Here is a 24977-nt window from a genome sequence, read left to right as displayed (position 1 = left end):
CCGCCGGTCAGGTGACCGGTGGCGTACCTTCACCGGCGAGGTGAAGATCCGCCCGTGACGTCCACCCCCGCTCTTCTCGCGCTTCCGCAGCAGGTCTCGAACATGCAGGTGTCCGAACGCAAGTTCGGGGTGGAGTGGGAGGTGCTGGCGGCGGTGATGTTCGCGGAGACCAAGTTCGGCCGGGTCAAGTCGGACAGCAACGTCGGCGCCCAGGGGCCCATGCAGTTCATGCCCGGGACCTGGAAGGCGTACGGCATGGGCGGCGACGTGCAGGACCCGCGCGACGCTGTCATGGGCGCCGCCAACTACCTGCGCGCCTCGGGGGCGCCCCGCGACTACCGGCGGGCGCTGTACGCGTACAACCATTCCCGTGCGTACGTGAACGCCATCCTCCTGCACGCCCGCCAGATGAAGCGGGACCCGAGGAACTACTACGCCTACTACAACTGGCAGGTGTTCGTGATCACCACGGCCGGCGAGCGCCGCCTCACCGGCCCGTAGGCCCCCCGCTACGACAGGGCGCGCGCGGCGTGGATCAGGGGGACGTGGCTGAAGGCCTGCGGGAAGTTGCCGACCAGCCGGTTGTAGCGGGGGTCGTACTCCTCGGCCAGCAGCCCCACGTCGTTGCGCAGCGTCAGCAGCCGCTCGAACAGCGCCTTCGCCTCCTCCTTGCGGCCCTGCATCGCCATCACCTCCACCAGCCAGAAGCTGCACGCCAGGAAGGCCCCCTCCCCGCCGGGCAGGCCGTCCACGTCGTTGTCCGCGGCCAGCGGGTAGCGCAGCACGAACCCGTCCGACATGAGCTCCTTCTCGATGGCCGCCACCGTCCCCACCACCCGGGGGTCGTCGGCCGGCAGGAAGCCGACCATGGGGATCATCAGCAGCGACGCGTCCAGCTCCGACGACCCGTACGACTGCGTGAAGGTGTTGCGCCGCGCGTCGTAGCCCTTCGAGAGGATCTCGGCGCGGACGACGTCGCGCAGCGTGCGCCACTTGTCCACCGGGCCGGTGCGGCCGAACCGCTCCACGTACTTGACCGCCCGGTCCAGCGCCGCCCAGCACATCACCTTCGAGTGCACGAAGTGCCGCCGGGGCCCGCGCACCTCCCACAGGCCCTCGTCGGGCTCGTCCCAGTGGTCCTCCACGTAGTCGAGGAGCTCCCGCTGGATGGTCCACGCCCGGTCGTCGGGTGACAGGCCGCGCGTGCGCGAGACGAACAGGCAGTTCATCACCTCGCCGTACACGTCGAGCTGGAGCTGCTTGACCGCCTCGTTCCCGATGCGGACGGGCCGGGAGTCCTCGTAGCCGTCGAGCCAGTCGAGGCGCAGCTCGGGCAGCCGGCGCTCGCCCGCGACGCCGTACATGATCTGCAGGTCCTGGGGCCGGCCCGCGATGGCCCGCAGCAGCCACGCGCGCCAGTCGGCGGCCTCCTCCAGGTAGCCGGAGCTGATCAGCGCGTCGAGCGTCAGCGTCGCGTCGCGCAGCCAGCAGAAGCGGTAGTCCCAGTTGCGCACGCCGCCCACGTCCTCGGGGAGCGACGTGGTGGGCGCGGCGACGATGCCGCCGGTGGGGGCGTAGGTGAGGCCCTTGAGCGTGATCAGCGACCGCACCACGGCGTCCCGGTACGGCCCCTGGTAGGTGCACCGCGCGACCCACTCCGCCCACATGGCCTCGCTCTCGCGCAGCTGGGTGTCGGCCTCGATCTGCGGCGGCATCGGCTCGTGCGAGGGGTGCCAGGTGAAGACGAACGGAAACCGGTCGCCCTCCTTGACCGTGAACGTGGCCCGGTGCGCGTAGTCGCCGCCCTTCAGCGGCACGGGGGAGTGCAGCCACACCGAGTCGGGCCCGCCGATGGCCTGGAGGTGGCCGTCGCTCTGGCGCACCCACGGCACGATCCGGCCGTAGTCGAAGCGCACCCGCAGCTGCGTGGACATCTCCACGGTCCCGGAGACGCCCTCCACGATGCGCACGACGTCGGGGTTGCGGTCGCGCGGCGGCATGAAGTCGATCACCCGGACCGTGCCCGTCGGGGTGTCCCACTCGCTCTCCAGAATGAGCGTCTCGGGCCGGTAGCGGCGGCGGGTGGCCGGTCTGCGGCCCGTGGGGCCGAGCCACCAGTGTCCGTTGCGCTCGCTGCCGAGCAGCGACGCGAAACAGGACGGCGAGTCGAACCTGGGCAGGCACAGCCAGTCGATCGAACCGTCGCGGCCCACCAGAGCCGCCGACTGCATGTCCCCGATGAGGGCGTAGTCCTCGATCCGCATGCCTAGACGCTACTCGGATGAGGGGTGATCCCGTGAGGGGGTCCGATCATGTCGCGTCATGCCCGGACCCCCTCACGGGATCACGTCAGGGGGAACCAGCGGGTGAACAGCTGGGTCAACGGCCCGATGGCCAGCGCGAACACCAGCGTTCCCACGCCCACGGTGCCGCCGAGCAGCCAGCCGGCGGCCAGGACCGTGATTTCGATGAGGAACCGGCCCAGCCGCACCGACAGGCCGAGCCGCATCAGTCCGGTCATGATGCCGTCGCGGGGGCCCGGGCCCATCCCGGCGCCGATGTAGAGCACGGTGGCCAGGGCGATGGCGACGACGCCGAGCACCACGTACAGGCCCTGCAGGACCAGGTGCGACGGGGTGGGCAGCAGGAAGATCGCGCCGTCGGCGAACAGGCCCAGGAAGACGACGTTGCTGATCGTGCCCAGTCCGGGCTTCTGCTTCAGCGGGATCCACAGCAGCAGCACCAGCGCGCCGATGCCGATGATGACGGTCCCGATGGACAGATCGGTCCGCAGGGCCAGGCCCTGGTGGAACACGTCCCACGGGTCGTTGCCCAGCCCGGACTCGACCTGGAGGCCGATGCCGGCGCCGTAGAGCGCGAGCCCGCCGTACAGCCTGACGAGGCGCGCGGGAAGGGACGAACTGAGCCGGGGGACGGTCGCTTCACTCATAGTGGCCACAGATTGGCATCCAACCGACTTGCCAAAACAGAGCCAATCACGAAAAGTGGCCTTATGAGGCATCTGTCGGCGACCCAGGTGGCGCGGCTCATCAAGATCGACCCGGCGGCGCGTCCGTACTATCGCGCGCTCGCCGACGGCGTGCGCGTCCTCATCATGGACGGCCAGATCCCGGTACGCGTCCGCATGCCCGCCGAACGCCACCTGGCCGAGACCCTCAAGGTCAGCCGCACCACCGTGACCTCGGCCTACGACCTGCTGCGCGAACGCGGCTACCTGGAGAGCCGCCAGGGCTCCGGCAGCTGGACCGCCCTGCCGGACCCGGCCACCACGGCCGACAACCCGTGGCTCAGCACCGACGGCGACGGCCTCGTCCAGCTCCAGTGCGCCGCCCCGCCCGCGCCGTCGGCCCTGCGGCAGGCGATGCTGGAGGCGGTGGACGACCTGTCCGTGTACGGCATGGGCAACGGCTACGACCCCATCGGCCTGCCCGTGCTCAGGGAGCGCGTCGCCGCCCACTACACCGCCAGGGGCCTGGCCACCCGGCCCGAGCAGATCCTCGTCACGACCGGCTCCCAGCACGCCATCCAGCTCGTGCTCGGCCTGCTCGTCGGCGCGGGGGACCCGGTGCTCGTGGAGTCGCCGACGTACCCGCACGCCATCGACGTGGCCCGGCAGCGCGGCGCCAGGATCGTCCCGGTCGGCATCTCGCACGAGGGCTGGCAGCCCGACCTGGTGACGGGGGCCATGCGCCAGTCGGGGGCGCGGCTGGCCTACCTCATGCCCGACTTCCAGAACCCGACCGGCGCCCTCATGGACGACGCCACCCGCGCCGCCGTCGTGGGCGCGGCCCGGCGTACGGACACGATGCTGCTGGTGGACGAGACCTGGTCGGAGCTGGCGCTGGAGGAGGTGCCCCGGACCTCGCCGGCGGCGGCGTTCGACACCGACAGCCGGGTGATCAGCATCGGCTCGGCCTCCAAGCTGTGGTGGGGCGGGCTGCGCATCGGCTGGGTCCGCACCACCGCCGCGCTGGCCCGGCGGCTGGCCATGTTCCGGGCGGCCGTGGACATCGCCAGCCCGGTGCTGGAACAGCTCGTGGTGGCGCGGCTGTTCGACCGGCTGGAGGAGACGCGCGCCGAGCGCCGCCGCACGCTGCGCGCCTCACGCGACGCGCTGGTGTCGGGGCTGCGCGAGCACCTGCCCGAGTGGACGTTCACGGTGCCGCGCGGGGGCGGCACCCTGTGGGTGCGCCTGAACGGCCCGGGCGCCACGCCGCTCGCCGAGGCGGCCGCCCACCACGGCGTACGCCTCGCGCCCGGCCCGTGGTTCGGCCTGGAGGGCACCCTGGAGGGCTACCTCCGCCTGCCCTACACCCAGCCGCCCCAGGTCCTGACGGAAGCGCTCACCCGCATCCGCGCCGCCCGCGACCACGGCCCCACCGGCCCCCGCCGCCCGGTGGACGCGCTCATCGCGATGGTGTGAGGGGGTGAACCTCGACCTCCGCCCGATGCCCGCACGCGGACCGCAACTTGGCGTCCGTGGTGACCAGCGGGCATCCGAGAGCTTCGGCCAGAGGCCCGGCCGATGGGAAGCACGCCAGTCGCTTCCAGCGTGCGACGTCGTCTGCTATCCCGCCATCCGAGCGTCTCATTCGCCGGAGCCCCGGGCCAAGGGGGCGCGCCATTTGCGGCGCATCGCCATGATCCGCAGCCCGAACGCCAGCACCGCCGCCGCCAGCGTGGCCGGCCAGCCGTGCAGCCCGTACGCCGACAGCGCCGCCATCACCCCCGACCCCAGCAGCGCGGGCACCGCGTACAGCTGGCGGTCGTACAGCAAGGTCGGGATCTCCCCGGCCAGCACGTCGCGCAGCATGCCCCCGCCGATGCCCGTCACCACCCCCAGCAGCGCCGCGTGCAGCGGGGCGAGGCCGTACTCCAGGGCCTTCTCCGTCCCCACCGCGCAGAACAGCCCGAGCCCCGCCGCGTCCAGCACCAGGATGAGCGGCATCACCCGCGCCACGTGCGGATGCCAGAAGAACACGATCACCGTCGCGGCCACCGGCACCAGCACGTACCCGAGGCTCTGGAAGGCGGCGGGCCGGACGTTGAGGATCAGGTCGCGTACGACGCCGCCGCCCAGGGCGGTCATCTCGGCCAGCACCACCATCCCGACCACGTCGAGCCGTTTGCGCACGCCCATGAGCGCGCCCGTCAACGCGAAGACGAAGATGCCGACAAGGTCGAGAATTTCAGACACGTCGGAATATTTACCGTATGACCGGTTCGTGGTGCTCGGCCATCATCACCCGCAACCTCCGCGCGAACATGAACAACGCGATCCCGGCCACGATCGCCATCGCCGCCAGCACCAGGTAGTACATCGGATCCGACAGCACCCGGCCGAGCCGCCCCGTCTGCCCGCCGACCGCGTCGCCCACCGACAGCGAGATGAACCAGATCCCGAGCATCTGCCCCTTGAACGCCTCGGGCGCCAGCTTCGTCGTCACCGACAGCCCGACCGGGCTCAGCGACAGCTCCCCGAACACCTGGATGAGATAGACGAGCACCAGCCACCACACCGACACCCTGCCGGGCCCCGCCAGCGCCGCCGCGACGGCCATGACCACGAAGCTCACCCCTATGACGATCAGCGCGAACGCGAACTTCTGCGGCGTGCTCACCCGCGTCCCGAGCCGCACCCACAACGCGGCGAAGACCGGCACGAAGATCATGATGAACAGCGGGTTGAAGGACTGCGTCGTGGCCGGCTGGATCGGGATGCCGAACAACGACAGGTCGGTGTGGTCCCTGGCGAAGAACAGCAGCTTGCTCGGCGCCAGGTCGTAGATCATCCAGAAGACGGACGCGGCCACGAACAGCCAGATGTAGGCCTTCATCCGGATCCGCTCGTCCTCGGTCAGGTCGTGGCTGCCGAGCAGGAGGTACGAGAAGTACGCCACCGGCACGATGAGGATGACCACGGTGATCGCCACGGTGAGCCGGTCGACCGTGAGCGTGCCGGTCGCCGCCCACGCGCCCAGCGCGATCGCCGCCGCCGCCGCGACCCCCGCCACCCGCCAGAACAGGCGGTGCTGCGCGTGGGCCGGCCGCTCGCCGATGCCCCGCAGGTGGCGGCCGCCCCGGATGAACTGGGCCAGGCCGAACGCCATCCCGACGGCCGCCGCGCCGAACGCCAGGTGCCACCGGTCGCCGGTGGCCAGCCGGCCGACCACGATGGGCGCGAAGAACGCGCCCAGGTTGATGCTCAGGTAGAACAGGGAGAACCCGGCGTCCCTGCGCGCGTCGTCCCCCTCGGGGTAGAGCCGTCCGACCATGACGGACATGTTCGGCTTGAGCAGGCCGGTGCCGGCGATGATCAGCAGCAGGCCCTGCCACACGAAGAACGGCGACGACACCGGAAGGGCCATGCTGATGTGCCCCAGCATGATGACGAACCCGCCCCAGAACACCGACCTGCGCGCCCCCAGGATCCGGTCCGCGATCCACCCGCCGGGCAGCGCCACCAGGTAGATGAGCGCGCCGTAGACCCCGACGACCGCCTGCGCCGTCTCCTGCGACAGGCCCAGGCCTTGCTGCGCCGGTGACGCGGCCAGGAAGGTGGCGAGGATCGCCCGCAGCCCGTACCAGCTGAACCGCTCCCACATCTCGGTGCCGAACAGCGTGGCCAGTCCCCAGGGATGCCCGAAGAACGTCCTGCCGCTCATGTGCCGCCCCCTCTGTGCACCCGGTCGATCACTCTACGTGAAGGACGCGGGTCTTCCTCCGCAGGCTCTTGCCGCTACCCCCTCGGTGTGGTGCGATGCAGGCCACTCACGCAAGTGAACACTGACTGGAGGCGCGCGCCATGGCCGAAGACCTCGAAGTCCGGGCCGAGATCGAGCGGCAGATCGCCGGCCGTACCGTCTGCGAACGGCTCAGGCACGCCGCCGAGCAGCACCCCGACGCCCCCGCCTACTCCGACCCCGACGGGGACGGCTGGACCACGCTGACCTACGCGCGGGCGCGGCAGCGGGTCCTGGAGATCGCCGCGGGTTTCGTCGCGCTCGGGCTGGAACCGGGGGAGTCGGTGGCGGTGATGATGGTCAACCGCAGCGAGCACGTGCTCGCCGACCTGGGGGCCGTGCACGCCGGCGGGGTCGGCTGCACGGTGTACTCGACGTTCGCGCCCGAGCAGATCGCGTTCGTGGCCGGGGACGTGGCCGCCAGGTACGCGGTGCTGGGCGGCCCGGCCGAGCTGGCCCGCTGGCAGCCCGTCCTGTCCCAGCTGGACGGGCTCCGCAGGATCATCATGCTGGAGGGGGCTCCTGCGGACGAGCGGTTCATGTCGTGGGAGGACTTCCTGGAGCTGGGCCGCGCGCGCCTGGCCGCGGACCCGGCCGAGGTCGAGTCCCGCATGAGCGCGGTCACCCCCGGCGACGTGGTCACCGTCCTCTACACCTCGGGCACCACCGGCATGCCCAAGGGCGTCCCCCTCACCCACGCGAACGTCTTCTACGAGGTCGCCGCCACCGACCGCATCACGAACCTGCCCGTCAGGGGCACGCAGATCTCCTACCTCACGTACGCGCACATCGCCGAGCGCATCCTCAGCCTCTACCTGCCCCTGGTCAAGGTCTCCCACGTGCACTTCTGCACCGACCTGGCCAACCTGGGCACGACGCTGGGGCAGGTCAGGCCGATGATGTTCTTCGGGGTGCCGCGCGTGTGGGAGAAGATGATGGCCCGCCTGCTCGCCGTGCTCGCCACCCAGCCGGAGGAGCAGCAGGCCGCCGTACGCCAGGCGATGCGGGCGGGCGCCGCGTACGTGGAGGCCGGCCAGTACGGGCGCACGATCACCCCCGAGATCCAGGCGGCCTACGAGCAGGCGGACGCGTCCCTGCTGTCGATCATCCGCGGCATGATCGGCTTCGACCGCGCCGAGTGGACCGCCACGGGCGCCGCGCCGCTGCCCGCCGAGGTGCAGCACTTCTACGCCGGGCTCGGGCTCAAGGTCATCGACGTGTACGGCATGACGGAGACGACCGGCGCGTTCACCGGCAACAGCCCCTCCTGCTACCGCCTGGGCACCGTCGGCAGGGCCGAGCCCGGCGTCGAGATCCGCATCGCCGAGGACGGCGAGATCCTCACCCGCAGCCCGCTCAACACCCGCGGCTACGTCAACCGGCCCGAGGCCACCGCCGAGCTCATCGACGACGGCGGCTGGCTGCACACCGGCGACATCGGCACGGTCGACGAGGACGGCTTCTACCGGGTGATCGACCGGAAGAAGGAGCTGATCATCACGGCGGGCGGCGAGAACATCTCCCCGGCCGAGATCGAGAACCACCTCAAGGAGCACATGCTCGTCGGCCAGGCCCTCGCCTACGGCGACAACCGGCCGCACCCGGTGGCCCTGCTGACGCTCGACGGGGAGGTGGCGCCGGGCTGGGCGCAGGCGCGCGGCATCGCGTTCGCCTCGCTGGCGGAGCTGGCCGAGCACCCGGAGGTGATGAAGGAGGTGGAGACGGCGGTCGAGGCCGCGAACGCCAAGCTGGCCAGGGTGCAGCAGGTGAAGAAGTGGGCGCTGCTGGGCACCGAGTGGACGACCGAGACCGAGGAGCTCACCCCGAGCCTGAAGCTCAAGCGGCGGATCATCCACGCGAAGTACGCCGACGTCATCGAGGGCCTTTACAGCGGGCCGCGTTAGGGCGACTTTCGCGGGGTTCGCGCCTGCTGCGGCTGATCCCGGTTTTGCCATTCGTGGCGTGTGTCGAGGTCCTGGCCATTACCGGCCGGTTCCTACCGTCTCGATCATGACCAGAAGCCTTCTTCTCGTCTCGCTCGCGGCCGGGCCGCTCACCGTGCCCGTCCCCCCGGTCGCGACCGAGCCCGTCATCCGCGCGATCACCGTCCGTCCGGCCGAACCCATCGTGGGGGCGAACGACTCCGTACGCCTGGTGGTCGACGTCGTCGCCAAAGGCGTGCGCGGCCAGGGCGGCGTCACCGTCAAAGTCGAACCCGGCGCCCCGCCCGGCCCCGTACTGACCGACAAGCTACCGATCCCGGCTCCGGCACCGGCCCCAGCCCCGGCACCGGCACCGGCTCCGGCGCCCGCCCCCGACACCGGCTCGGTGGGCTCCGGCCCCGCCCCCACCAGTGGCTCCGTCGGCACCCGTCCCGCACCGGGCACGGCGCCCCGGCCCGCACCGGTGGCCCGTCCGGCACCGGGCACGGCGCCCCGTCCGGCACCGGTGGCCCGGCCCGCACTGCCGAACCAGCCTCGGCCGGGCGTCCGGCCCGCACTGCCGAACCAGCCCCGGCCAGGCGCCCGACCGGCACCGCCGAACCAGCCCCGCCCGGGCGCCCGGCCCGTGGCACCCGCACCCGCTCCCGTTCAGGCCCCTGCGCCTGTTCAGGCCCCCGCACCCGCTCCCGTTCAGGCGCCCGCTGTCGCTCCGGCAGCGCAACCACCGCAGCTGGCCGAGGACGCTCTGGAGGGAACCCCTCCGCAGCTGACCTGGCACACCGCGGGACCGGGATCCGGCGCGCCGGCCCGCATGGCGAACGGCTGGGAGACCTGGCGCTTCCTGCCCGACAAGCAGCTGAACCGCTACTACCCGACCGGCACCTGGACGATCACCGCCACCGCCAGGGGAGCGGGCGGGACGACGGTCACCGAGTACGCGTCGTTCCAGTTCAGGCGGGACACGAAGCTCTCGTCGGTCCGCGCGGACAAGCTGGAGGGCTCCGACCTGGTACGCCTGCGCGGCTCGCTCAGGCGGGTGGACCCGCGCGGCTACACCGACTACGGCCCGTTCGCCAGGCAGCCGCTGGAGATCCTGTGGCGCGGCGACGAGTCCTCGGCCTGGGAGCGGATCGGGCAGACGACGACGGACGCCTCCGGGACCTTCGAGGCGACGGTCACGGGCCGCGCGGGCGGCCTCTGGCGCGTCCGCTATCCCGGAACGGGACACTACGCCTCAGACGCCTCTAAGTCCCGACAAATTACGCAATAGCCGAAAAGATACCTATAGCACGGCCTTAAACCGCCGTTGCGGAATTGTGATCAGCTTTACTACAACTTTTCCTTACCCTTACGCGTCATTGGCGTTGACATGGCCCCGACTTGGGGCCGTGTCCGAGACGGGGAAGGAATTCCATTTTGAAGATGCGACGTCTAGCCGCCGGCCTGGCGGCTGCCGCCCTGGGCGCGACGATGGTGGCGACCGCCGCCTCGCCCGCGCTCGCGGACCCGGACCCGGGCCTGGACCCGGATGTCGCGGGCTACACGAGCCTGCAGTTCGACGCGAACCCCGAGCCCGCATGGCGGGGCCGGCCCATCACTCTCGAGGGCAAGCTCTCCGTGCAGTGCGACGAGGACTACATCAGTGGCTTCGTGTCGGTGCACAATGCCGACTACTGCAAGGACTCGGAGCGCTGGCACCGCCTGGCCTGGAAGCGGATCGTGATCCTCTTCCAGCCTGACGGCAGCGGCCGCTGGGAGTACGTGGACACCATCAGGACCAGCGGCAAGGGCTACTTCTCGACGCGGGTTCCGGCCCGTACGTCGGGTACGTGGCGCGCGGTCTTCGAGGGCTCCCGTTCGCTCTCCCCGGCGGAGGGCAAGGACTGGGTCAAGGTCGTCGGCCGCCGCTGATCCACCCCGAAACGCCCGGCCTTTCCCGGCCGGGCGTTTCCCATTTCCCCAACCTCCCACCGCCGCGCACCCCGGCCCTGCGCACCCCAGAACTCCACGTCCCGGGTTCGCCTCACACCCCGTGCCCTATGCCCGGCGGCACCTTCACGCCCGGCGCCCCCAACGCCCAGCGGACCCCACGCCCAGCGTGCGCCGTGTGTCCGAGCGCGTCCTGCGTGCCACACGCCCCGCACCTCACGTCCCCAGAGCGCTCCATCGCCCGGGCTGCCCCAGGACGCCCCACCACCCGCGCGTTCCGAAAGCGGCGGCGCGGTGAAGACGTCCCGGAAGCACAGCAACCGGCGGCGGCTAGTACGAGACAGCAACCTGGACGCGGTGGTGCCGGGGCCGCTCGACCTCGTCCACCACCGCCACCCCCAGATCGGCGAACGAGAACGCGGGCTCCAACGCCGGCACCTCCCCGCCCCCGATCCGATAACGCCCGGTCCGGGACGCCGACTCATCGAGGAGCACGGGCGGCGGCGCGAGCACCACCCAGTCGAGCCCCGACTTCTCGAACACCTCCAACTCCGCCGCATGCCCCAGCGAGAACGCCCGCGCCTCGGCCGGGAAGTCCGGCGTGTCCACGAGCCGAACCCCCGGCGAGACCTCCAGCAGGCTCCCGATCCCGACCGCCACCAGCCGGGACACCCCGGCCTGCCCCAGCCCGCCGACCAGTGCCCGGGCCGCCGCCGTGTAGAACTCCTCCGACGACATGTCCAGCCGGGCCGCCACCTGGACGGCCGCGTCGTGCCCCGCCGCGACCTCCGCCACGCCCGCAAGGTCGGTGACGTCCCCGGCCACCACCCGCACCCGCGCTCCGGAAGAACCCGCCCCGGAAGAACCCGCCCCGGACGAGCCCGCCCCGGACGAGCCCGCCCCGGACGAGCCCGCCCCGGAAGAACCCGCTCCGGACGAACCCCACACCCCCGCGTACTTCCCGGGATCCCGGACGACGGCCGTCACCTCGTGCCCCCGCCCGACCGCCTCCGCGACCACCCGCACCCCGGCCCGCCCACCGGCGCCGAACACCACGATCTTGCTCACCTTCACCACGCCCCTTCTGCCTGGGCCGGTCTCCCCGGCCGCTCAGCGGAGACGGTAAAGGGCGAGATATCGCTTTCCGCAACGATAGTTACCTACGATGTCGGGATGGCCGAGCCACTCGATCCGGACATGTTCACCGGATGCCCTCCGGTAGTCGCGCCGATCCGCATCGGCGACAAGTGGACCGCGAAGCTCATCCGTTGCCTGGAATCGGGCCCACGCCGCTTCAAGGAACTCCAGGTCACGCTGCGCGGCATCACCCCGAAGGTCCTCACCGAGTCCCTGCGCGCCATGGAGCGCGACGGCTTCCTCACCCGCACCGCGTACGACGAGATCCCGCCGCGCGTCGAGTACGAGCTGACCGACCTCGGCCGCAGCCTCATCGAGCCCATGAACGCCGGCTGCGAGTGGTCGCGAAACCACCTGGCCGAACTGATGAACGCCCGCGAGGCATGGTACGAGGCGGCGGGATGACCCCCTGACGCCGACCGCGTGCGGCGTTTCTCGCGGTTCTGACCGGTTCGTGCGGAATCGATCTAGGGCGCAAAGTGTTGTCGTGTGGTGAAGGAGTGATTTTGAGCGTCGCCGGACAGGCGTCGTAGTCTGGCCCTCTGGCGATCGAACAGGAGGTGACGCCCCATGTTGCGAGACTCGTTCGGACGGGTGGCGACGGATCTGCGGGTGTCCCTCACGGACAAGTGCAACCTGCGCTGCACGTACTGCATGCCGCCCGAGGGCCTCGACTGGCTCCCCAACGCGCAGCTCCTCACCGCCGACGAGATCGTCCGCCTCGTGACCATAGGCGTCGAGCACCTGGGCATCACCGAAGTCCGCTACACCGGCGGCGAACCGCTCATCAGGCGCGAGCTGGTCGACATCGTCGCCCGTACCACCGCTCTGACCCCCAGGCCGCAGGTCTCGCTGACGACCAACGGCATCGGGCTGGCCAGGCTGGCCGAGCCGCTGGCCGCCGCCGGGCTGGACCGGGTCAACGTCTCGCTCGACACGCTCGACCGCGACATGTTCAAGCGGCTCGCCCACCGGGACCGGCACGCCGACGTGATCGCCGGTCTCGCCGCCGCCGACGCCGCGGGCCTGCGTCCCGTCAAGGTCAACGCGGTGCTCATGCGCGACCTCAACGACCACGAGGCCGTACCGCTGCTGCGGTGGTGCCTCGACCGGGGCTACGAGCTGCGCTTCATCGAGCAGATGCCCCTCGACGCCCAGCACGGCTGGACCCGCGAGGGCATGGTCACCGCCGACGAGATCCTCGACCGGTTGTCGAGCGGGTTCGGCCTCGCGGCGGACGACCTGGAGGAGCGCGGCAGCGCGCCGGCCGAGCGGTTCCTCGTGGACGGGGGTCCCGGCCGGGTCGGGGTGATCGGGTCGGTGACGCGCCCGTTCTGCGGGTCCTGCGATCGGGTCCGGCTGACCGCCGACGGCCAGGTACGCAACTGCCTCTTCGCGAGGGAGGAGTCCGACCTGAAGACGCGTATGCGCGAGGGGGCCTCCGACGAGGAACTGGCCGAACGCTGGGTCGCCGCCGTGTCACGCAAGCGCGCCGGCCACGGCATCGACGATCCTTCCTTCCTCCAGCCGGCCAGGCCCATGTCCGCCATCGGCGGCTGACGGCGTGGCGCCCTCGGCCGAGAGCCCGGGTCAGCCGGCCTTCGACGCGGTGATCCTGGCCGGGGGAGAGGCGCGCCGGCTCGGCGGGGCGGACAAACCCGGCCTCACCGTGGGCGGCAGATCCCTGGTCGAGCACGTGGTGACGGCCGTCGCGGACGCCCGCACGACGATCGTCGTCGGCCCTGAGCGCCCGATCCCGGGCGTGGTGTTCGTGCGCGAGGACCCACCGAGAAGCGGCCCCGTCCCGGCTCTGGCGGCAGGACTGAACGGGGTCACCGCCCCATGGGTGGTCCTGCTCGCGGGCGACCTGCCGTTCATCACCGCCCCCCACGTCACGTCCTTGCTGAACGCCGCCACAACCCAACCGCCCAACACCACGGCCGGAGACCCGTCGCCCCAGCCGCCCGTCGCCCCTGCACACCCGACGCCTGGCGAGACGCCGCAGTCGGTGTCCGGGGGCGCCGCAGGGCTGACGCCTGGTGACGCCGCGAGGACGCCCGCCAATGCCGCACGCCCGACGCCAGGCCAGACGGCGCGGTCGGCGCCCGGCGACGTCGCAGGACCGACATCCGGCGACGTCGTCGTGGCGGCGGCCGGGAACGCGGCGCAGTCAACGTCCGCGACTGCGGCGCGGTCGTCGATGCCCGGCCAGGCGGCACAGCCGATGTCTCAGGACGACGCGCGGCCGATGTCGCGGAATGTCGCACGGCCGACGTCGCGGGATGCCGTGGCGCCGGCGTCCGGAGATGCCCCGGAACCGGCCCCCGAGGAGGGGCCGGTCGGTGGGGTGGTGATGGTGGATGACGGCGGGCGGGAGCAGTGGCTGGCCGGGGTGTGGCCGACGGCGCGGCTCAAGCGGGCCCTGGCCGCCTACCCGGGCCGCTCGCTCAAGGGCCTGCTCGGCCCCCTCACGGTCGTACGGCTGGCGCTGCCGGGAAGGCCCTGGTTCGACTGCGACACAATGGACGACCTGGAGGAGGCTCGTATGAACGTGCTCAACGAATGGACCGCCCTGGCCTGCGAGGAGCTGGGCATCGACCCGGCCACCGTGGACCGCGACCTGATTCTCGACCTGACCAAGGAGGTCGCCCACGGCGTGGCGAGACCGGCCGCGCCCCTGACGGCGTATCTGCTCGGCCTCGCCCAGGGCGCCGGGACCGCCCCCGACGACGCGGCGGCGAAATTGATCACATTGGCGAAGAACTGGGGACAGGCCACAGCCGAGACGCTGACAGACGGCTGACACTCGAACGAACTCTTGAAGTCAAGCCGCCCTCCCGCCTGAAGATTTCCTGTGAATAACGAGGCGGGAGGGAGTGCAAACGGTTTCGGGAAAGCGGCCCTATCCGACTGAGGTCGGCGTCGCCAACTGATCAAAAACTTCCGGGAAAGGGCGACGCCGGGTGGTTACGGGGGCAAACCACCCGGCGTCGCTTCATCGGCGTTCCGACGGGGGCCCGGAACGCCGGCACCAGCACTCCGACGGGGGACCGGAGCGCTTGCCTAAAGCGTACACCTACAACCCGTGGGATGCGTCAAGACTTAGTCACGACCCGATCTCGCGTCGATGCAGCGGTATCTCGGTTTGGTTAGCTTCAGGGGTGTCAAAGGTAGGCGGAGGGGCAGCCTTCCCTCTCTCATTGGCCCCGATTACGGCTATGTATGGCAAAAAGACTGCGGCGGCGATGAACAGCAGCCGGTACGGCCACGGCACCGGCACCACGACCGCCAGGATCAGGCAGATCGTCCGGATGCCCATCTTGATGAGGTAGCCGATCTCGCGCTTGCGGATGTCGTCCGTCAGCGACGGCTTGGCGTCCGTGACCTGGTGGACGTCTGGTCTCCTGCGCCACCCCTTCATGTCTTCCACCGTAGACCTGGAACAGGCCGGGTGCGACAGCGCCCCGGTGCGGGAACAGGGGTCATGCGATCATGGCCTTTGAGTAAGGAGGATGTGGAGATGACGGATCGAACGTATCGGGTGACCGAGATCGTCGGAACGTCGGGGGAGAGCGTCGACGAGGCCATCCGCAACGGCATCAAGCGGGCCTCGCAGACGCTGCGTCACCTCGACTGGTTCGAGGTGACGGAGATCCGCGGGTACATCGACGCGGGAGAGGTCGCGCACTTCCAGGTCGGCATGAAGGTGGGCTTCCGCCTCGAGGACGCCTGACTCGGCAACGCCTCGCGGGCCGCGTACGGCTCTCTGACGGCCGTAGGGGGCCGTGCGGGTCCCCGGGATCGGAGAGCCGTCCCCCCGCCCCTCGCCGGAGGCGAGAGGTTAGATTGGCCGGTGTGAGTGCTGAGTTCCGGATCCTGCTGGTGTGCACGGCGAACATCTGCCGTTCCGCCATGGCGCAGGTGATCGCCGAGGCGATGCTCAACTCCGCGCACCTGCCCGTGGCGACGGGGAGCGCGGGGGTTCGCGCGCTGGTCGGCCAATCGATGGCCCCCCACGCGATCACGGCCCTCGACCGGCTGGGCCTGGACGGCCGGGCGCACCGTGCCCGGATGCTGGACCACGACCTGGTCAGCTCGGCCGATCTGCTGCTGACGATGGAGGCCGGACACCGGGCCGTGGCCGTCGGGATCGCCCCGGAGGCGGAGCGCAGGACGTTCACGCTGCCGGAGTTCGCCGAACTGGCGACCGGGGCGGGGCACCGCCGTTATCGCTCGGACACGGCCGAACGGGCCCGGGCGATCGTCGAGTCGGCCGCCGAACGGCGCGACGCGCACCGGGCGCCCGAGGTGTACGACCCGTACGGCGGCCCGTACGAAGGCTACGAGGCGTGCACCAAGACCCTCGGCGAGGCCCTCAGCCACGCCCTGGGCGCCCTCCTGGGCCCCCGCTGATCACGGCGGGGGCCGCGCCCGGGAAGGTCAGCTGGCCTGGCTGACCGTGGACATGTTGAAGTCCGGCACCCGCACCGCCGGCATGATCGTGCGCTGGAAGTAGTCGTTCCACTCCCGGGGCAGCGTGCGCCCGGCGGCGCCCACCTCCGTCAACCGCCCGAGCAGGTCGACCGGGCTCTCGTTGAAGCGGAAGTTGTTCACCTCGCCCACGACCTCCCCGTGCTCGACCAGGTAGACCCCGTCCCGGGTCAACCCGGTCACCAGCAGCGTCTGCGGGTCGACCTCGCGGATGTACCACAGGCAGGTGACGAGGAGCCCGTGCTCCGTGGAGGCGATCATCTCCTCCATGGACCGGCCGCCCTCGGGGCCCGACATGATCAGGTTGGAGATCCCGGGCGTCACCGGCAGGCCGCTCAGCTCCGCCGAGTAGCGGGTCTGCAGCAGGGCCTCCAGGGTCCCGTCCTTGATCCAGTCGGTCGGTCCCAGCGGGAGCCCGTTGTCGAAGACCGAGCTCTCCCGGCTGGAGGCGTGCGCCGTGACGAACGGCGCGCACGCGATGCCCGGCGCCGACGGGTCGCTCGACAGCGTGACGGGCAGCGTGCCCAGCCGCTCGCCCACCCGCGTGCCGCCGCCGGGCTTGGAGAACACCGAGCGCCCGTCGAGCGCGTCCCTGGCCCCCGCCGACCAGAACAGGTAGATCATCAGGTCGGCCACCGCGCTCGGCGGCAGCAGCGTCTCGTAGCGCCCGGCCGGCAGGTCGACCCGGGTCTTGGCCCACTCCAGCCGCTGCGTGAGCGAGGCGTCGAGCGCCGCGACGTCCACGTCCGTGAAGTCCTCGGTGGACACGCCCGTCCACGCCGAGCGCTTCAGGTCGGCCGACTTGGCGTTGAGCTCCAGACGCCCGGTCGGCTGGTCGTGGCGCAGTCGCAGGCCCGCGGACGTGCCGAGGAACGTCGAGGTCAGCGAGTGCTCCGCGAACCCGTACAGCTTCCTGCCGCCCGCCTCGGCCGCCGCGAACGCGTCGCCGAGCGCGGGCGCGAACCCCTCGAACACCCCGATGTCGGTCGGCTCGACGGCGGAGCCCCAGTGCGGCGACTGCGGCACGCCCTCGACGAGGGCGCGGGCGTCCTCCGCGGGCTGGGCCTCCCGCGCGGCCGCGTCGGCCGCCGCCACCACGTCCGCGAGCTGATCCTCGCGTACGGCGGCCCGCGACACGACCCCGACGCTCTGCCCCGCGATCGAGATCACGGTCAGCCGGGCGGAGCGGGCGACGCCGTTCGTGGTGAGCGTGTTGCCCGCGAACCGCAGGTTGGCCGTGGAGTTCTCGTCCACCAGCACCACGCAGTCGTCGTTCGCCGAGAGCTCCAGGGCCTTCTCGACCATCTCCTGCGGCCTCATGCTTTGCCACCCTCCTGAACGGTGTTGAGGATCCGCACGCCCCTGAACAGCGCCGACGGGCAGCCGTGGCTGACCGGCGCGACCTGGCCCGGCTGGCCCTTGCCGCAGTTGAAGGCGCCCCCGAGCACGTACGTCTGCGGCCCGCCGACGGCCTCCATCGACTGCCAGAAGTCCGTCGTGGTCGCCTGGTAGGCGAAGTCCCTGACCTGCCCGGCCAGCTTCCCGTGGGAGATCCGGTACGCCCGCTGCCCGGTGAACTGGAAGTTGTAGCGCTGCATGTCGATCGACCAGCTCTTGTCGCCGACGATGTAGATCCCCCGCTCCACGCCCGAGATCAGCTCGTCGGTGGAGGGGCCGTCCGGCGCGGCCGCCAGCGACACGTTGGCCATGCGCTGGATCGGCATGTGCCCCGGCGAGTCGGCGAACGCGCACCCGTTGGACCGCCCGAGCCCCTTCATCAGGGCCATCCGCCGGTCGAGCTGGTAGCCGACCAGGATGCCGTCCTTGACGATGTCGAAGCTCTGCCCCTGCACGCCCTCGTCGTCGTAGCCGATCGTGGACAGGCCGTGCGTGACCGTGCGGTCGCCGGTCACGTTCATCAGCGGCGAGCCGTAGACCAGCTCGCCCAGCTGGTCGAACGTGGCGAAGCTGGTGCCCGCGTAGGCCGCCTCGTAGCCGAGCGCCCGGTCCAGCTCGGTCGCGTGGCCGATCGACTCGTGGATCGTCAGCCACAGGTTGGACGGGTCGATGACCAGGTCGTAGTCGCCCGCCTCGACGGAGGGCGCCGCCAGCTTCTCGGCCAGCAGCTCGGGCAGCCTGGCCAGCTCGCCCTGCCAGTCCCAGCCCGTGCCCGTCAGGTATTCGTAGCCGCGCCCGACCGGCGGCGCGAGCGTCGACATGTCGTCGAAGCCGTTCTCGTGCGCCTTCATCGCGTTGAGCTTCGGGTGCACCCGCACCCGCTGCTGCGTGGTGACCGTGCCGGCCGTGTCGGCGTAGAACTTCTGCTCCTTGACCTGCAGCAGCCGCGCCGACACGTGGTCGGCGCCTTTCAGCAGGCCGGCCGACCAGTCGGCCAGCAGGCTCACCTTGTCGGCCGAGGAGACCTCGAACGGGTCGACGTCGTACTCCGACACCCACACGGCCTCGGCGTGCACCGGCTCGGGAGCCAGCTCGATGGGCTCGCGGTTGATCGGGGCGCTCACCTCCGCCACCCGCACGGCCTGCTCGGCCACGGCCGCGGCGGCCTGCGGCGTCAGGTGGATGCCCGCCGCGAACCCCCACGTGCCGCCCTTGACGACACGCACGGCGTAGCCCAGGTCGTCGGCGTCCATGGCGCCTTCGAGCCGGGCGTCATAAAGGCTGAGCGTCTCGGCTCTGACGCGTTCGAGGCGGAAGTCGGCGTGCTCGGCGCCGAGTTCGCGGGCGCGTTGCAGGGCGGCGTCCGCCAGCTGCCGTAGCGGCAGCTCCAGGAAGTCGGGATCGATCTGGCGCATGTCCACGATCCTAACCCTGTGATCTTGTGCCACCCGGACAACCGCATACCCGCCGGTAGGAGATAGCGTCTGGTGCCATGGCACGCTCTGTACTCGTCACCGGGGGCAATCGCGGCATAGGCCTCGCGATCGCCCGTGAACTCGCCGCGGCCGGCGACGCCGTCGCGGTCACCTACCGATCGGGGGAGCCGCCCGAGGGCCTGTTCGGCGTGCGCTGCGACGTCACCAGCATGGCCGACGTCGAGGCCGCGTTCGACAAGGTCGAGGCGGAGCAGGGCCCGGTCGAGGTCCTCGTCTCCAACGCCGGCATCACCAAGGACACGCTGCTGGCGATGATGAAGGAAGACACCTTCACCGACGTCATCGACGCCAACCTGACGGGCGCCTACCGCGTGGCCAAGCGGGCCATCCGCCCGATGATGAAGCTCAAGCGCGGCCGGATCGTCCTCATCTCCTCGGTGGTCGGCCTGTCCGGCCAGGCCGGACAGGCCAACTACGCCGCCTCCAAGGCCGGGCTGGTCGGCTTCGCCCGCTCCCTGGCCCGCGAGTACGGCTCGCGCAACATCACGGTCAACGTGGTCGCGCCCGGTTTCGTGGCCACCGACATGACGGCCGACCTCGACCAGGAGGCGATCGTCTCCCGCATCCCCCTCGGCCGCCAGGCGGCGCCCGAGGAGGTGGCACGCGTCGTACGCTTCCTGGCCGGCGACGACGCCTCTTACATCACCGGGGCCGTGATCCCGGTCGACGGCGGACTCGGAATGGGGCACTGACGTGGGAATTCTCGAAGGCAAGCGGATCCTCGTGACGGGCGTGCTCACCGACGCCTCGATCGCCTTCTCGGTGGCCAAGCTGGCCCAGGAGGAGGGCGCCACGGTGGTGCTCACCGGGTTCGGCCGGCTGAGCCTGGTCGAGCGCATCGCCAAGCGGCTGCCGGCGCCGGCGCCGGTGCTGGAGCTCGACGTCCAGAGCAACGAGCACCTCGACACGCTCGCGGCGCGGGTGGGCGAGCACGTGGACGGCCTCGACGGCGTGGTCCACTCGATCGGCTTCGCCCCGCAGACGGCGCTGGGCGGCAACTTCCTCAACACCACGTGGGAGGACGTCGCCACGGCCCTGCACGTGTCGACCTACTCGTTCAAGTCCCTCGCCGTGGCCTGCCTGCCCCTCATGAAGGAGGGCGGGGCGGTCGTGGGCCTCGACTTCGACGCCACGAAGGCGTGGCCCGTCTACGACTGGATGGGCGTGGCCAAGGCGGGCCTGGAGTCGTGCAGCCGCTATCTCGCCCGCGACCTGGGGCCGCACAACATCCGCGTCAACCTGGTGGCGGCCGGTCCGCTGCGCACCATGGCGGCCAAGTCGATCCCGGGCTTCAAGGAGTTCGAGGACAGCTGGCCGGCGAAGGCCCCGCTGGGCTGGGACCTGTCGGACACGATTCCGGCGGCCAAGGCGTGCGTGGCGCTCATGTCGGACTGGTTCCCGGCGACGACCGGCGACATCGTCCACGTGGACGGCGGCGTCCACGCCGTCGGCACCTGATCTGAGGCTGGGGCGGGGTCTCGCGGGTCGCGGGGCCCCGCTTTTCGACGCCCGGGGTCGCGGACCTGCTCTTGGGTGCGCGGCCGCTCAGGCCACGCGGTGACGGCCGTTGCCGGCGCCGGGGCCGCTGCCGGCGCGCGCCGGTTCGAAGGGGATCGACTCCACCGGCTCCGTGCGCTGGCGCCGCTGCTGGACGATCCGCGTGGCCAGCACCGCCGACCCCAGCAGCGCGATCGTCAGCGCCGTCCCCAGCACGTCCGAGGCGGGCGGGCTGGGCCGTACCACCCGCTTGTCCTGCATCGGCAGGGTCAGCTCGTGGGCGAACGGATTGGGCCACAGCAGGTCCACCCGCGGCTCGTCCGTGTCGACCTTCGTCTCCTTCTCGATCACCGGCCGCCCCGTGTCCACGGTCTGCGGGTGCTGCTCCGGCGCCGTGGGCCGCTTGCTGGGCAGGGACTCCACGCCCCATTCGCGGGGCCGCGACGTACGCGAGGGAGAGGGGGCGGGCGAGGGGGAGAGCTTCTGCGTGGCCTCCTCGTCCGCGCAGGCCTGGCCCGGCCGGCAGGCGCTGTCCTGAGAGTCGTCCTGCCCCGTCGCGGAGGTGGAGGGCGACACCGAGGAGTTGGTGTCAGGCGTGGCCTTGGTGGTCGGCGCCACCTCTCCGACCCGGCCGAGCACCTCGTCGCTGGTGTCGTTCACGCCGTCCGTCACCTTTTTGGTGGTCCCGCCGGTCAAGGTGTCGACCGTGCCGGTGAGCGTGTTCACCACGTCGCACAGTGTGTTGGTCACTCCGGAGAGCAGGCCCCCGTCGCGCGTACAGTCCTGCGCGTCGGCCGCCGCGGCTGTCGCGGCCCCTGGGACGGCCGCCAGCGCCACCGCGAGAACTCCAGCCGAGATCGCGGCCCTGCTCCCCATCCGTCCCCTCCTGCGTCGCTTCCGGGGGAAATCTTTATGGACATCGGACATGAGACGCAGGCGTTTGGCAGGTAAAGTTGCGATTCGGTATCGAGTAGTGATACGCGAGGGGGTCTCTCGTTCCTGGGGCGAGGGGTCAGTCGAGTGACGACACGTCATCGAGGGCATCTCGGATCTCTATGGGCAGCACCACGTCCTCGGCCGTCAGGGCCCCCGTGAGCTGCGCGTGCGTACGGGCTCCGACGATGGCCGAGGCGACCCCCGGCTGATCGCGGACCCAGGACAGGGCGACCGCCAGCGGTGAGACGCCGAGCCCGTCCGCGGCGGTCATGACCGACTCGACGACGCTGCGGCTGCGCTCATCCAGATACGGCCGGACGAAGTCGGCGAAGTGCGGGGTGGCGGCCCGGGAGTCGGCCGGGATGCCGGTGCGGTATTTCCCGGTCAGCACCCCGCGGCCCAGCGGCGACCAGGCCAGCACGCCCACGCCCAGCTCGGCGGCGGCGGGCAGCAGCTCGCGCTCGGGCTCGCGGGCCAGCAGCGAGTATTCGGCCTGCGCCGAGGTGATCGGGATGCGGCCGGGGATCATCTTCTGGGTGACCGCCGCGACGGCCAGCTGCCAGCCGGTGTAGTCGCACACGCCCGCGTAGACGGCGCGTCCGGAGGAGACGATCGCGTCGAGCGCGGCCAGGGTCTCCTCCATCGGCACCTCGGCGTCGTACGTGTGCAGCTGCCACAGGTCGACGTAGTCGAGCCCGAGCCGGTTGAGCGAGTCGTCGACCGCGGCGATCAGGTGGCGCCTGGAGGCGTCGCGCGGCCGGCGGCCGGTCGGCGTCACCACGGCCTTGGTCGAGATCACCAGCTCCGAGCGCGGCACCGAGTCGCGCAGCATCCGGCCCAGCAGCCGCTCGGAGTCGCCACCGGTGTAGACGTCGGCCGTGTCGACGAGATTGCCACCCGCGTCCAGGAACGTCCGGAGCTGGGCGGCCGCCTCCTCGGCGTCGGTGTCACGCCCCCAGGTCATCGTGCCGAGCCCCAGCCGGGACACCGACAGGCCGCTGTGGCCGACATAGCGCTGCTGCATGATCCCGCCAGGTTACCAACAAGAAACCTGCTCATCGGGCTGCCGCACCACTGTTGTTCGCGGTCGGCGCGGCGGTGGCGGCCCACGGTGAAATGTTGTGATCCACGCCTGAGACACTTGCCGGGTGACCACGCTGCTTTTGGCCCGCCACGGGCTGACGGACCTCACCGGCCCGGTGCTGGCCGGGCGTACGCCGGGGGTGCATCTGAGCGAGGCCGGCCGGGCGCAGGCCGAGGCGCTGGCCGCCCGCGTCGCGGGCGTCAGGCTGGACGCCGTCGTCTCCAGCCCCCTCGAACGCTGCCGGGAGACGGCCCACGCGGTCGCCGACGGGCGCGGGATGGACGTGCTGATCGACGACCGGTTCATCGAGTGCGGCTACGGCGGCTGGACCGGCCGCCCGCTGAAGGAGCTCGCCAAGGAGCCGCTGTGGCAGGTGGTGCAGGCGCATCCCAGTGCCGTGACATTTCCGGAAGGGGAGTCCCTGGCCGGTATGCAACACCGGGCCGTCGCGGCGGTCCGGGAGTGGAATCAACGCCTGGGGGAGAAGGCTGTCTACCTGGTTTGCAGCCACGGCGACGTGATCAAATCGATCGTCGCGGACGCTCTGGGCCTGCACCTCGATCACTTTCAGCGGATAACAGCCGATCCTGCGGCCCTGACCATCATTCGCTATGCCCCCCTACGCCCCTTTGTTCTCAGGCTCAACGATATGGGGGAATTGCGGCTCCCCGAGGATTCGGAGGAGAAAGACGGGGGAGAAAACATCACCGGGAGCGATGCCGCCGTCGGCGGCGGACCCGGAACCACGTAAGGTCAGCGTATGCCGGTCTTCGACTACGACCCACCAGAGAGGTTCGTCGCCGGTGCCCTGGGGCAGCCGGGCGCGCGCGCCTTTTTTCTGCAGGCCAGGGCCGAGGGCAGACTGACCACGGTGGCGCTGGAGAAGTTGCAGGTCGCCGCCCTCGCGGGCAGGCTGGACGAGCTGCTGGACGAGGTGCTGCGCCTGAGCGGGGGCACCGCGCACGTCCCGGCGCTGGCGCCGGCCGACCTGGCCGACGACGCGCCGCTCGAGGTGCCCGTCGCGGAGGACTTCCGGGTGGGCACCATGGCGCTGGCCTGGGACGCGGAGAGGTCGCAAGTGGTGATCGAGGCGCAGGAGGTCGTCGACGAGGAAGACGTCGAGGCCGCCGACCCCGCGGTGCTGCGGGTGCGCATCAGCGCGGGAGCCGCTCGCGCCTTCACCCAGCGGGCCCTCGAGATCGTCTCCGCGGGCCGACCACCGTGCCCGCTGTGCGGACAGCCGCTCGACGCTTCCGGGCACGTCTGCGTGCGCCTCAACGGATATCGCGGGGGTGAGGCGGCTTCATGACCGCTCCGGAGAGCGAACCGGCAGTCAAGCCGTCCCGGCAGCCGCCGTCCATGCAGGAGGACGAGGCCCTCGCGCTGCTGCGCGACGGCCGGCTGGAGGTGGCCGGCCGCCTCGTCGAGGCCACCAACATGACGCTCTACTGCTCGGTCAAGCTGGGCTCCCGCTCGGCCGCCTGCGTCTACAAACCGGTACGCGGCGAGCGCCCGCTGTGGGACTTCCCCGACGGCACGCTGGCCGCCCGGGAGGTGGCCGCGTTCGAGGTGTCGCAGGCGACCAGCTGGAACATCGTGCCGCCCACCGTCTACCGCGACGGCCCCTTCGGGCCCGGCATGGTCCAGCTCTGGATCGACACCGAGCGCGAGGTCGACCTCCAGCGGCTGGTCAAGAGCCGAAATCCGCTGGTGCGCCGGATGGCGGTGTTCGACGCGATCGTCAACAACGCCGACCGCAAGGGCGGCCACCTGCTGCCGCTGCCCACGGGGCACGTCTACGGGGTCGATCACGGGGTCTGCTTCTCCGTCGAGGACAAGCTGCGCACCGTGCTGTGGCAGTGGCGCGGCAAGCCCCTCGCCCGCGAGGCGGTGGCCGTGCTGGCCAAACTGGAGCGCGACATCGAGTCCGGCTCCCTCGGGCGCAGGCTGCGCGAGCTGCTGAGCCTGGAGGAGGTCGAGGCCACCTGGCAGCGGGTCAGGCGGCTGCTGGACACCGGCGTGCACCCGTACCCCTCCGAGGGCTGGCCCGCCATCCCCTGGCCCCCGATCTAAGGCGTTCCCGGGCCCGTCAGGGCCCGCCCCTCCCGGCGGCGGCCGAAGCCCGTTTATTACCCTTTGCCCCATGTGCACGCTGATCGTGAAACCCGGGCGGACGCTCACCCTCATGGGCGTCAGAGACGAGTTCACCGACCGCCCGTGGGAGGCGCCGGGCGAGCACTGGCCGGAGCATCCGGGCGTGGTCGGCGGGCGCGACCTCAAGGCCGGCGGCACCTGGCTGGCC

The 24977-nt window shown here is 71.2% G+C and carries 26 protein-coding genes; 16 read left to right on the top strand and 10 right to left on the bottom strand.

Features of this window, described 5'->3' with window-relative positions:
- Positions 1-54 precede the first annotated feature (54 nt).
- Positions 55-501 (top strand): lytic transglycosylase domain-containing protein, encoded by a 447-nt coding sequence (locus ACWDX9_RS38320; RefSeq protein WP_449963116.1) that lies wholly within the window; start codon positions 55-57, stop codon positions 499-501.
- Between the two features lie 8 nt (positions 502-509).
- Here the strand turns inward: ACWDX9_RS38320 and ACWDX9_RS38315 are convergent, their stop codons facing one another.
- Both ACWDX9_RS38315 and yczE read right to left on the bottom strand, forming a co-directional pair.
- The gene (locus ACWDX9_RS38315) at positions 510-2264 is read right to left on the bottom strand and encodes a glycoside hydrolase family 15 protein (RefSeq protein WP_364256471.1); all 1755 of its coding nucleotides are present in this window, start codon (positions 2262-2264) and stop codon (positions 510-512) included.
- A gap of 80 nt (positions 2265-2344) precedes the next feature.
- The gene (gene yczE, locus ACWDX9_RS38310; protein WP_449963112.1) at positions 2345-2950 is read right to left on the bottom strand and encodes a membrane protein YczE; all 606 of its coding nucleotides are present in this window, start codon (positions 2948-2950) and stop codon (positions 2345-2347) included.
- A 63-nt stretch (positions 2951-3013) separates the two neighbouring features.
- Between yczE and yczR the strand changes: the two genes are divergently transcribed.
- Positions 3014-4444, top strand: a complete 1431-nt coding sequence (gene yczR, locus ACWDX9_RS38305; protein WP_449963109.1) for a MocR-like transcription factor YczR — start codon at positions 3014-3016, stop codon at positions 4442-4444.
- Positions 4445-4609: 165 nt separating this feature from the next.
- Here the strand turns inward: yczR and ACWDX9_RS38300 are convergent, their stop codons facing one another.
- Positions 4610-5218 carry a trimeric intracellular cation channel family protein gene (locus tag ACWDX9_RS38300; RefSeq protein WP_350735280.1) on the bottom strand — a complete coding sequence of 203 codons (609 nt, stop codon included), beginning with the start codon at positions 5216-5218 and terminating at the stop codon, positions 4610-4612.
- 10 nt (positions 5219-5228) lie between these two features.
- Positions 5229-6686 (bottom strand): peptide MFS transporter, encoded by a 1458-nt coding sequence (locus tag ACWDX9_RS38295; protein WP_449963105.1) that lies wholly within the window; start codon positions 6684-6686, stop codon positions 5229-5231.
- A 140-nt stretch (positions 6687-6826) separates the two neighbouring features.
- Here ACWDX9_RS38295 and ACWDX9_RS38290 point away from each other — a divergent pair, with 140 nt between their 5' ends.
- From ACWDX9_RS38290 to ACWDX9_RS38280, 3 genes are all read left to right on the top strand, one after another.
- On the top strand, positions 6827-8668 hold the full coding sequence (locus tag ACWDX9_RS38290) for an AMP-dependent synthetase/ligase (RefSeq protein ID WP_449963102.1): 1842 nt from the start codon (positions 6827-6829) through the stop codon (positions 8666-8668).
- A gap of 106 nt (positions 8669-8774) precedes the next feature.
- On the top strand, positions 8775-9977 hold the full coding sequence (locus ACWDX9_RS38285; protein WP_449963099.1) for a hypothetical protein: 1203 nt from the start codon (positions 8775-8777) through the stop codon (positions 9975-9977).
- A 152-nt stretch (positions 9978-10129) separates the two neighbouring features.
- On the top strand, positions 10130-10618 hold the full coding sequence (locus ACWDX9_RS38280; protein ID WP_364256492.1) for a hypothetical protein: 489 nt from the start codon (positions 10130-10132) through the stop codon (positions 10616-10618).
- 348 nt (positions 10619-10966) lie between these two features.
- Here ACWDX9_RS38280 and ACWDX9_RS38275 read toward each other — a convergent pair whose 3' ends face one another.
- Positions 10967-11704 (bottom strand): NAD(P)-dependent oxidoreductase, encoded by a 738-nt coding sequence (locus ACWDX9_RS38275; RefSeq protein ID WP_449963096.1) that lies wholly within the window; start codon positions 11702-11704, stop codon positions 10967-10969.
- A gap of 105 nt (positions 11705-11809) precedes the next feature.
- On the opposite strand from ACWDX9_RS38275, the gene ACWDX9_RS38270 reads away from it, so the two are divergent.
- From ACWDX9_RS38270 to ACWDX9_RS38260, 3 genes are all read left to right on the top strand, one after another.
- Positions 11810-12178, top strand: a complete 369-nt coding sequence (locus ACWDX9_RS38270; RefSeq protein WP_350735291.1) for a winged helix-turn-helix transcriptional regulator — start codon at positions 11810-11812, stop codon at positions 12176-12178.
- 165 nt (positions 12179-12343) lie between these two features.
- Positions 12344-13333 carry a GTP 3',8-cyclase MoaA gene (gene moaA, locus ACWDX9_RS38265; protein ID WP_449963093.1) on the top strand — a complete coding sequence of 330 codons (990 nt, stop codon included), beginning with the start codon at positions 12344-12346 and terminating at the stop codon, positions 13331-13333.
- 4 nt (positions 13334-13337) lie between these two features.
- Complete coding sequence (locus ACWDX9_RS38260; protein WP_449963090.1) at positions 13338-14576, top strand: NTP transferase domain-containing protein; 1239 nt, start codon at positions 13338-13340, stop codon at positions 14574-14576.
- Between the two features lie 303 nt (positions 14577-14879).
- Here the strand turns inward: ACWDX9_RS38260 and ACWDX9_RS38255 are convergent, their stop codons facing one another.
- Positions 14880-15194: a DUF3099 domain-containing protein gene (locus ACWDX9_RS38255; protein ID WP_350735295.1), complete on the bottom strand. Its 315-nt coding sequence runs from the start codon at positions 15192-15194 to the stop codon at positions 14880-14882.
- A gap of 99 nt (positions 15195-15293) precedes the next feature.
- On the opposite strand from ACWDX9_RS38255, the gene ACWDX9_RS38250 reads away from it, so the two are divergent.
- The gene (locus ACWDX9_RS38250) at positions 15294-15506 is read left to right on the top strand and encodes a dodecin (protein WP_344995469.1); all 213 of its coding nucleotides are present in this window, start codon (positions 15294-15296) and stop codon (positions 15504-15506) included.
- Between the two features lie 122 nt (positions 15507-15628).
- On the top strand, positions 15629-16186 hold the full coding sequence (locus ACWDX9_RS38245) for an arsenate reductase/protein-tyrosine-phosphatase family protein (RefSeq protein WP_449963087.1): 558 nt from the start codon (positions 15629-15631) through the stop codon (positions 16184-16186).
- A gap of 27 nt (positions 16187-16213) precedes the next feature.
- On the opposite strand, the gene ACWDX9_RS38240 is transcribed toward ACWDX9_RS38245, so the two are convergent.
- On the bottom strand, positions 16214-17584 hold the full coding sequence (locus tag ACWDX9_RS38240; protein ID WP_449963084.1) for a metallopeptidase TldD-related protein: 1371 nt from the start codon (positions 17582-17584) through the stop codon (positions 16214-16216).
- Positions 17581-19077: a TldD/PmbA family protein gene (locus ACWDX9_RS38235; protein ID WP_449963081.1), complete on the bottom strand. Its 1497-nt coding sequence runs from the start codon at positions 19075-19077 to the stop codon at positions 17581-17583. Before ACWDX9_RS38235 ends, ACWDX9_RS38240 begins: the two co-directional genes overlap by 4 nt.
- A gap of 77 nt (positions 19078-19154) precedes the next feature.
- Between ACWDX9_RS38235 and ACWDX9_RS38230 the strand changes: the two genes are divergently transcribed.
- A complete protein-coding gene (locus ACWDX9_RS38230) occupies positions 19155-19850 on the top strand; it encodes a beta-ketoacyl-ACP reductase (protein WP_350735304.1) in 696 nt (231 codons plus the stop codon).
- A gap of 1 nt (position 19851) precedes the next feature.
- Complete coding sequence (gene fabI, locus ACWDX9_RS38225) at positions 19852-20616, top strand: enoyl-ACP reductase FabI (protein ID WP_449963078.1); 765 nt, start codon at positions 19852-19854, stop codon at positions 20614-20616.
- Between the two features lie 87 nt (positions 20617-20703).
- Here the strand turns inward: fabI and ACWDX9_RS38220 are convergent, their stop codons facing one another.
- Positions 20704-21531 (bottom strand): hypothetical protein, encoded by an 828-nt coding sequence (locus ACWDX9_RS38220; protein WP_449963075.1) that lies wholly within the window; start codon positions 21529-21531, stop codon positions 20704-20706.
- A 136-nt stretch (positions 21532-21667) separates the two neighbouring features.
- A complete protein-coding gene (locus ACWDX9_RS38215; RefSeq protein WP_449963072.1) occupies positions 21668-22615 on the bottom strand; it encodes an aldo/keto reductase in 948 nt (315 codons plus the stop codon).
- Positions 22616-22739: 124 nt separating this feature from the next.
- Between ACWDX9_RS38215 and ACWDX9_RS38210 the strand changes: the two genes are divergently transcribed.
- The 4 genes from ACWDX9_RS38210 to ACWDX9_RS38195 all read left to right on the top strand — a co-directional run.
- Positions 22740-23426, top strand: coding sequence for a histidine phosphatase family protein (locus ACWDX9_RS38210; RefSeq protein WP_449963069.1), 687 nt, complete (start codon positions 22740-22742; stop codon positions 23424-23426).
- Positions 23427-23435: 9 nt separating this feature from the next.
- The gene (locus ACWDX9_RS38205; protein WP_355200806.1) at positions 23436-23984 is read left to right on the top strand and encodes a DUF3090 domain-containing protein; all 549 of its coding nucleotides are present in this window, start codon (positions 23436-23438) and stop codon (positions 23982-23984) included.
- A complete protein-coding gene (locus ACWDX9_RS38200; RefSeq protein WP_449963066.1) occupies positions 23981-24748 on the top strand; it encodes an SCO1664 family protein in 768 nt (255 codons plus the stop codon). Before ACWDX9_RS38205 ends, ACWDX9_RS38200 begins: the two co-directional genes overlap by 4 nt.
- A gap of 70 nt (positions 24749-24818) precedes the next feature.
- On the top strand, positions 24819-24977 hold a 159-nt coding region (locus ACWDX9_RS38195), incomplete at its 3' end, for an NRDE family protein (protein WP_449963119.1).

Source organism: Nonomuraea sp. NPDC003201 (assembly GCF_053590415.1).
The sequence above is the reverse complement of the archived record's forward strand: the minus strand, read 5'-3'. Positions and strand labels throughout refer to the sequence as shown.

Bases quoted from the DNA above. Each gene is read 5' to 3' on its own strand.
- ACWDX9_RS38315 (WP_364256471.1), bottom strand. From the start codon at position 2,264: ATGCGGATCGAGGACTACGCCCTCATCGGGGACATGCAGTCGGCGGCT.
- yczE (WP_449963112.1), bottom strand. From the start codon at position 2,950: ATGAGTGAAGCGACCGTCCCCCGGCTCAGTTCGTCCCTTCCCGCGCGC.
- yczR (WP_449963109.1), top strand. From the start codon at position 3,014: ATGAGGCATCTGTCGGCGACCCAGGTGGCGCGGCTCATCAAGATCGAC.
- ACWDX9_RS38295 (WP_449963105.1), bottom strand. From the start codon at position 6,686: ATGAGCGGCAGGACGTTCTTCGGGCATCCCTGGGGACTGGCCACGCTG.
- ACWDX9_RS38290 (WP_449963102.1), top strand. From the start codon at position 6,827: ATGGCCGAAGACCTCGAAGTCCGGGCCGAGATCGAGCGGCAGATCGCC.
- ACWDX9_RS38285 (WP_449963099.1), top strand. From the start codon at position 8,775: ATGACCAGAAGCCTTCTTCTCGTCTCGCTCGCGGCCGGGCCGCTCACC.
- ACWDX9_RS38280 (WP_364256492.1), top strand. From the start codon at position 10,130: ATGCGACGTCTAGCCGCCGGCCTGGCGGCTGCCGCCCTGGGCGCGACG.
- ACWDX9_RS38270 (WP_350735291.1), top strand. From the start codon at position 11,810: ATGGCCGAGCCACTCGATCCGGACATGTTCACCGGATGCCCTCCGGTA.
- moaA (WP_449963093.1), top strand. From the start codon at position 12,344: ATGTTGCGAGACTCGTTCGGACGGGTGGCGACGGATCTGCGGGTGTCC.
- ACWDX9_RS38255 (WP_350735295.1), bottom strand. From the start codon at position 15,194: ATGAAGGGGTGGCGCAGGAGACCAGACGTCCACCAGGTCACGGACGCC.
- ACWDX9_RS38250 (WP_344995469.1), top strand. From the start codon at position 15,294: ATGACGGATCGAACGTATCGGGTGACCGAGATCGTCGGAACGTCGGGG.
- ACWDX9_RS38240 (WP_449963084.1), bottom strand. From the start codon at position 17,584: ATGAGGCCGCAGGAGATGGTCGAGAAGGCCCTGGAGCTCTCGGCGAAC.
- ACWDX9_RS38235 (WP_449963081.1), bottom strand. From the start codon at position 19,077: ATGCGCCAGATCGATCCCGACTTCCTGGAGCTGCCGCTACGGCAGCTG.
- ACWDX9_RS38230 (WP_350735304.1), top strand. From the start codon at position 19,155: ATGGCACGCTCTGTACTCGTCACCGGGGGCAATCGCGGCATAGGCCTC.
- ACWDX9_RS38220 (WP_449963075.1), bottom strand. From the start codon at position 21,531: ATGGGGAGCAGGGCCGCGATCTCGGCTGGAGTTCTCGCGGTGGCGCTG.
- ACWDX9_RS38215 (WP_449963072.1), bottom strand. From the start codon at position 22,615: ATGCAGCAGCGCTATGTCGGCCACAGCGGCCTGTCGGTGTCCCGGCTG.
- ACWDX9_RS38205 (WP_355200806.1), top strand. From the start codon at position 23,436: ATGCCGGTCTTCGACTACGACCCACCAGAGAGGTTCGTCGCCGGTGCC.
- ACWDX9_RS38200 (WP_449963066.1), top strand. From the start codon at position 23,981: ATGACCGCTCCGGAGAGCGAACCGGCAGTCAAGCCGTCCCGGCAGCCG.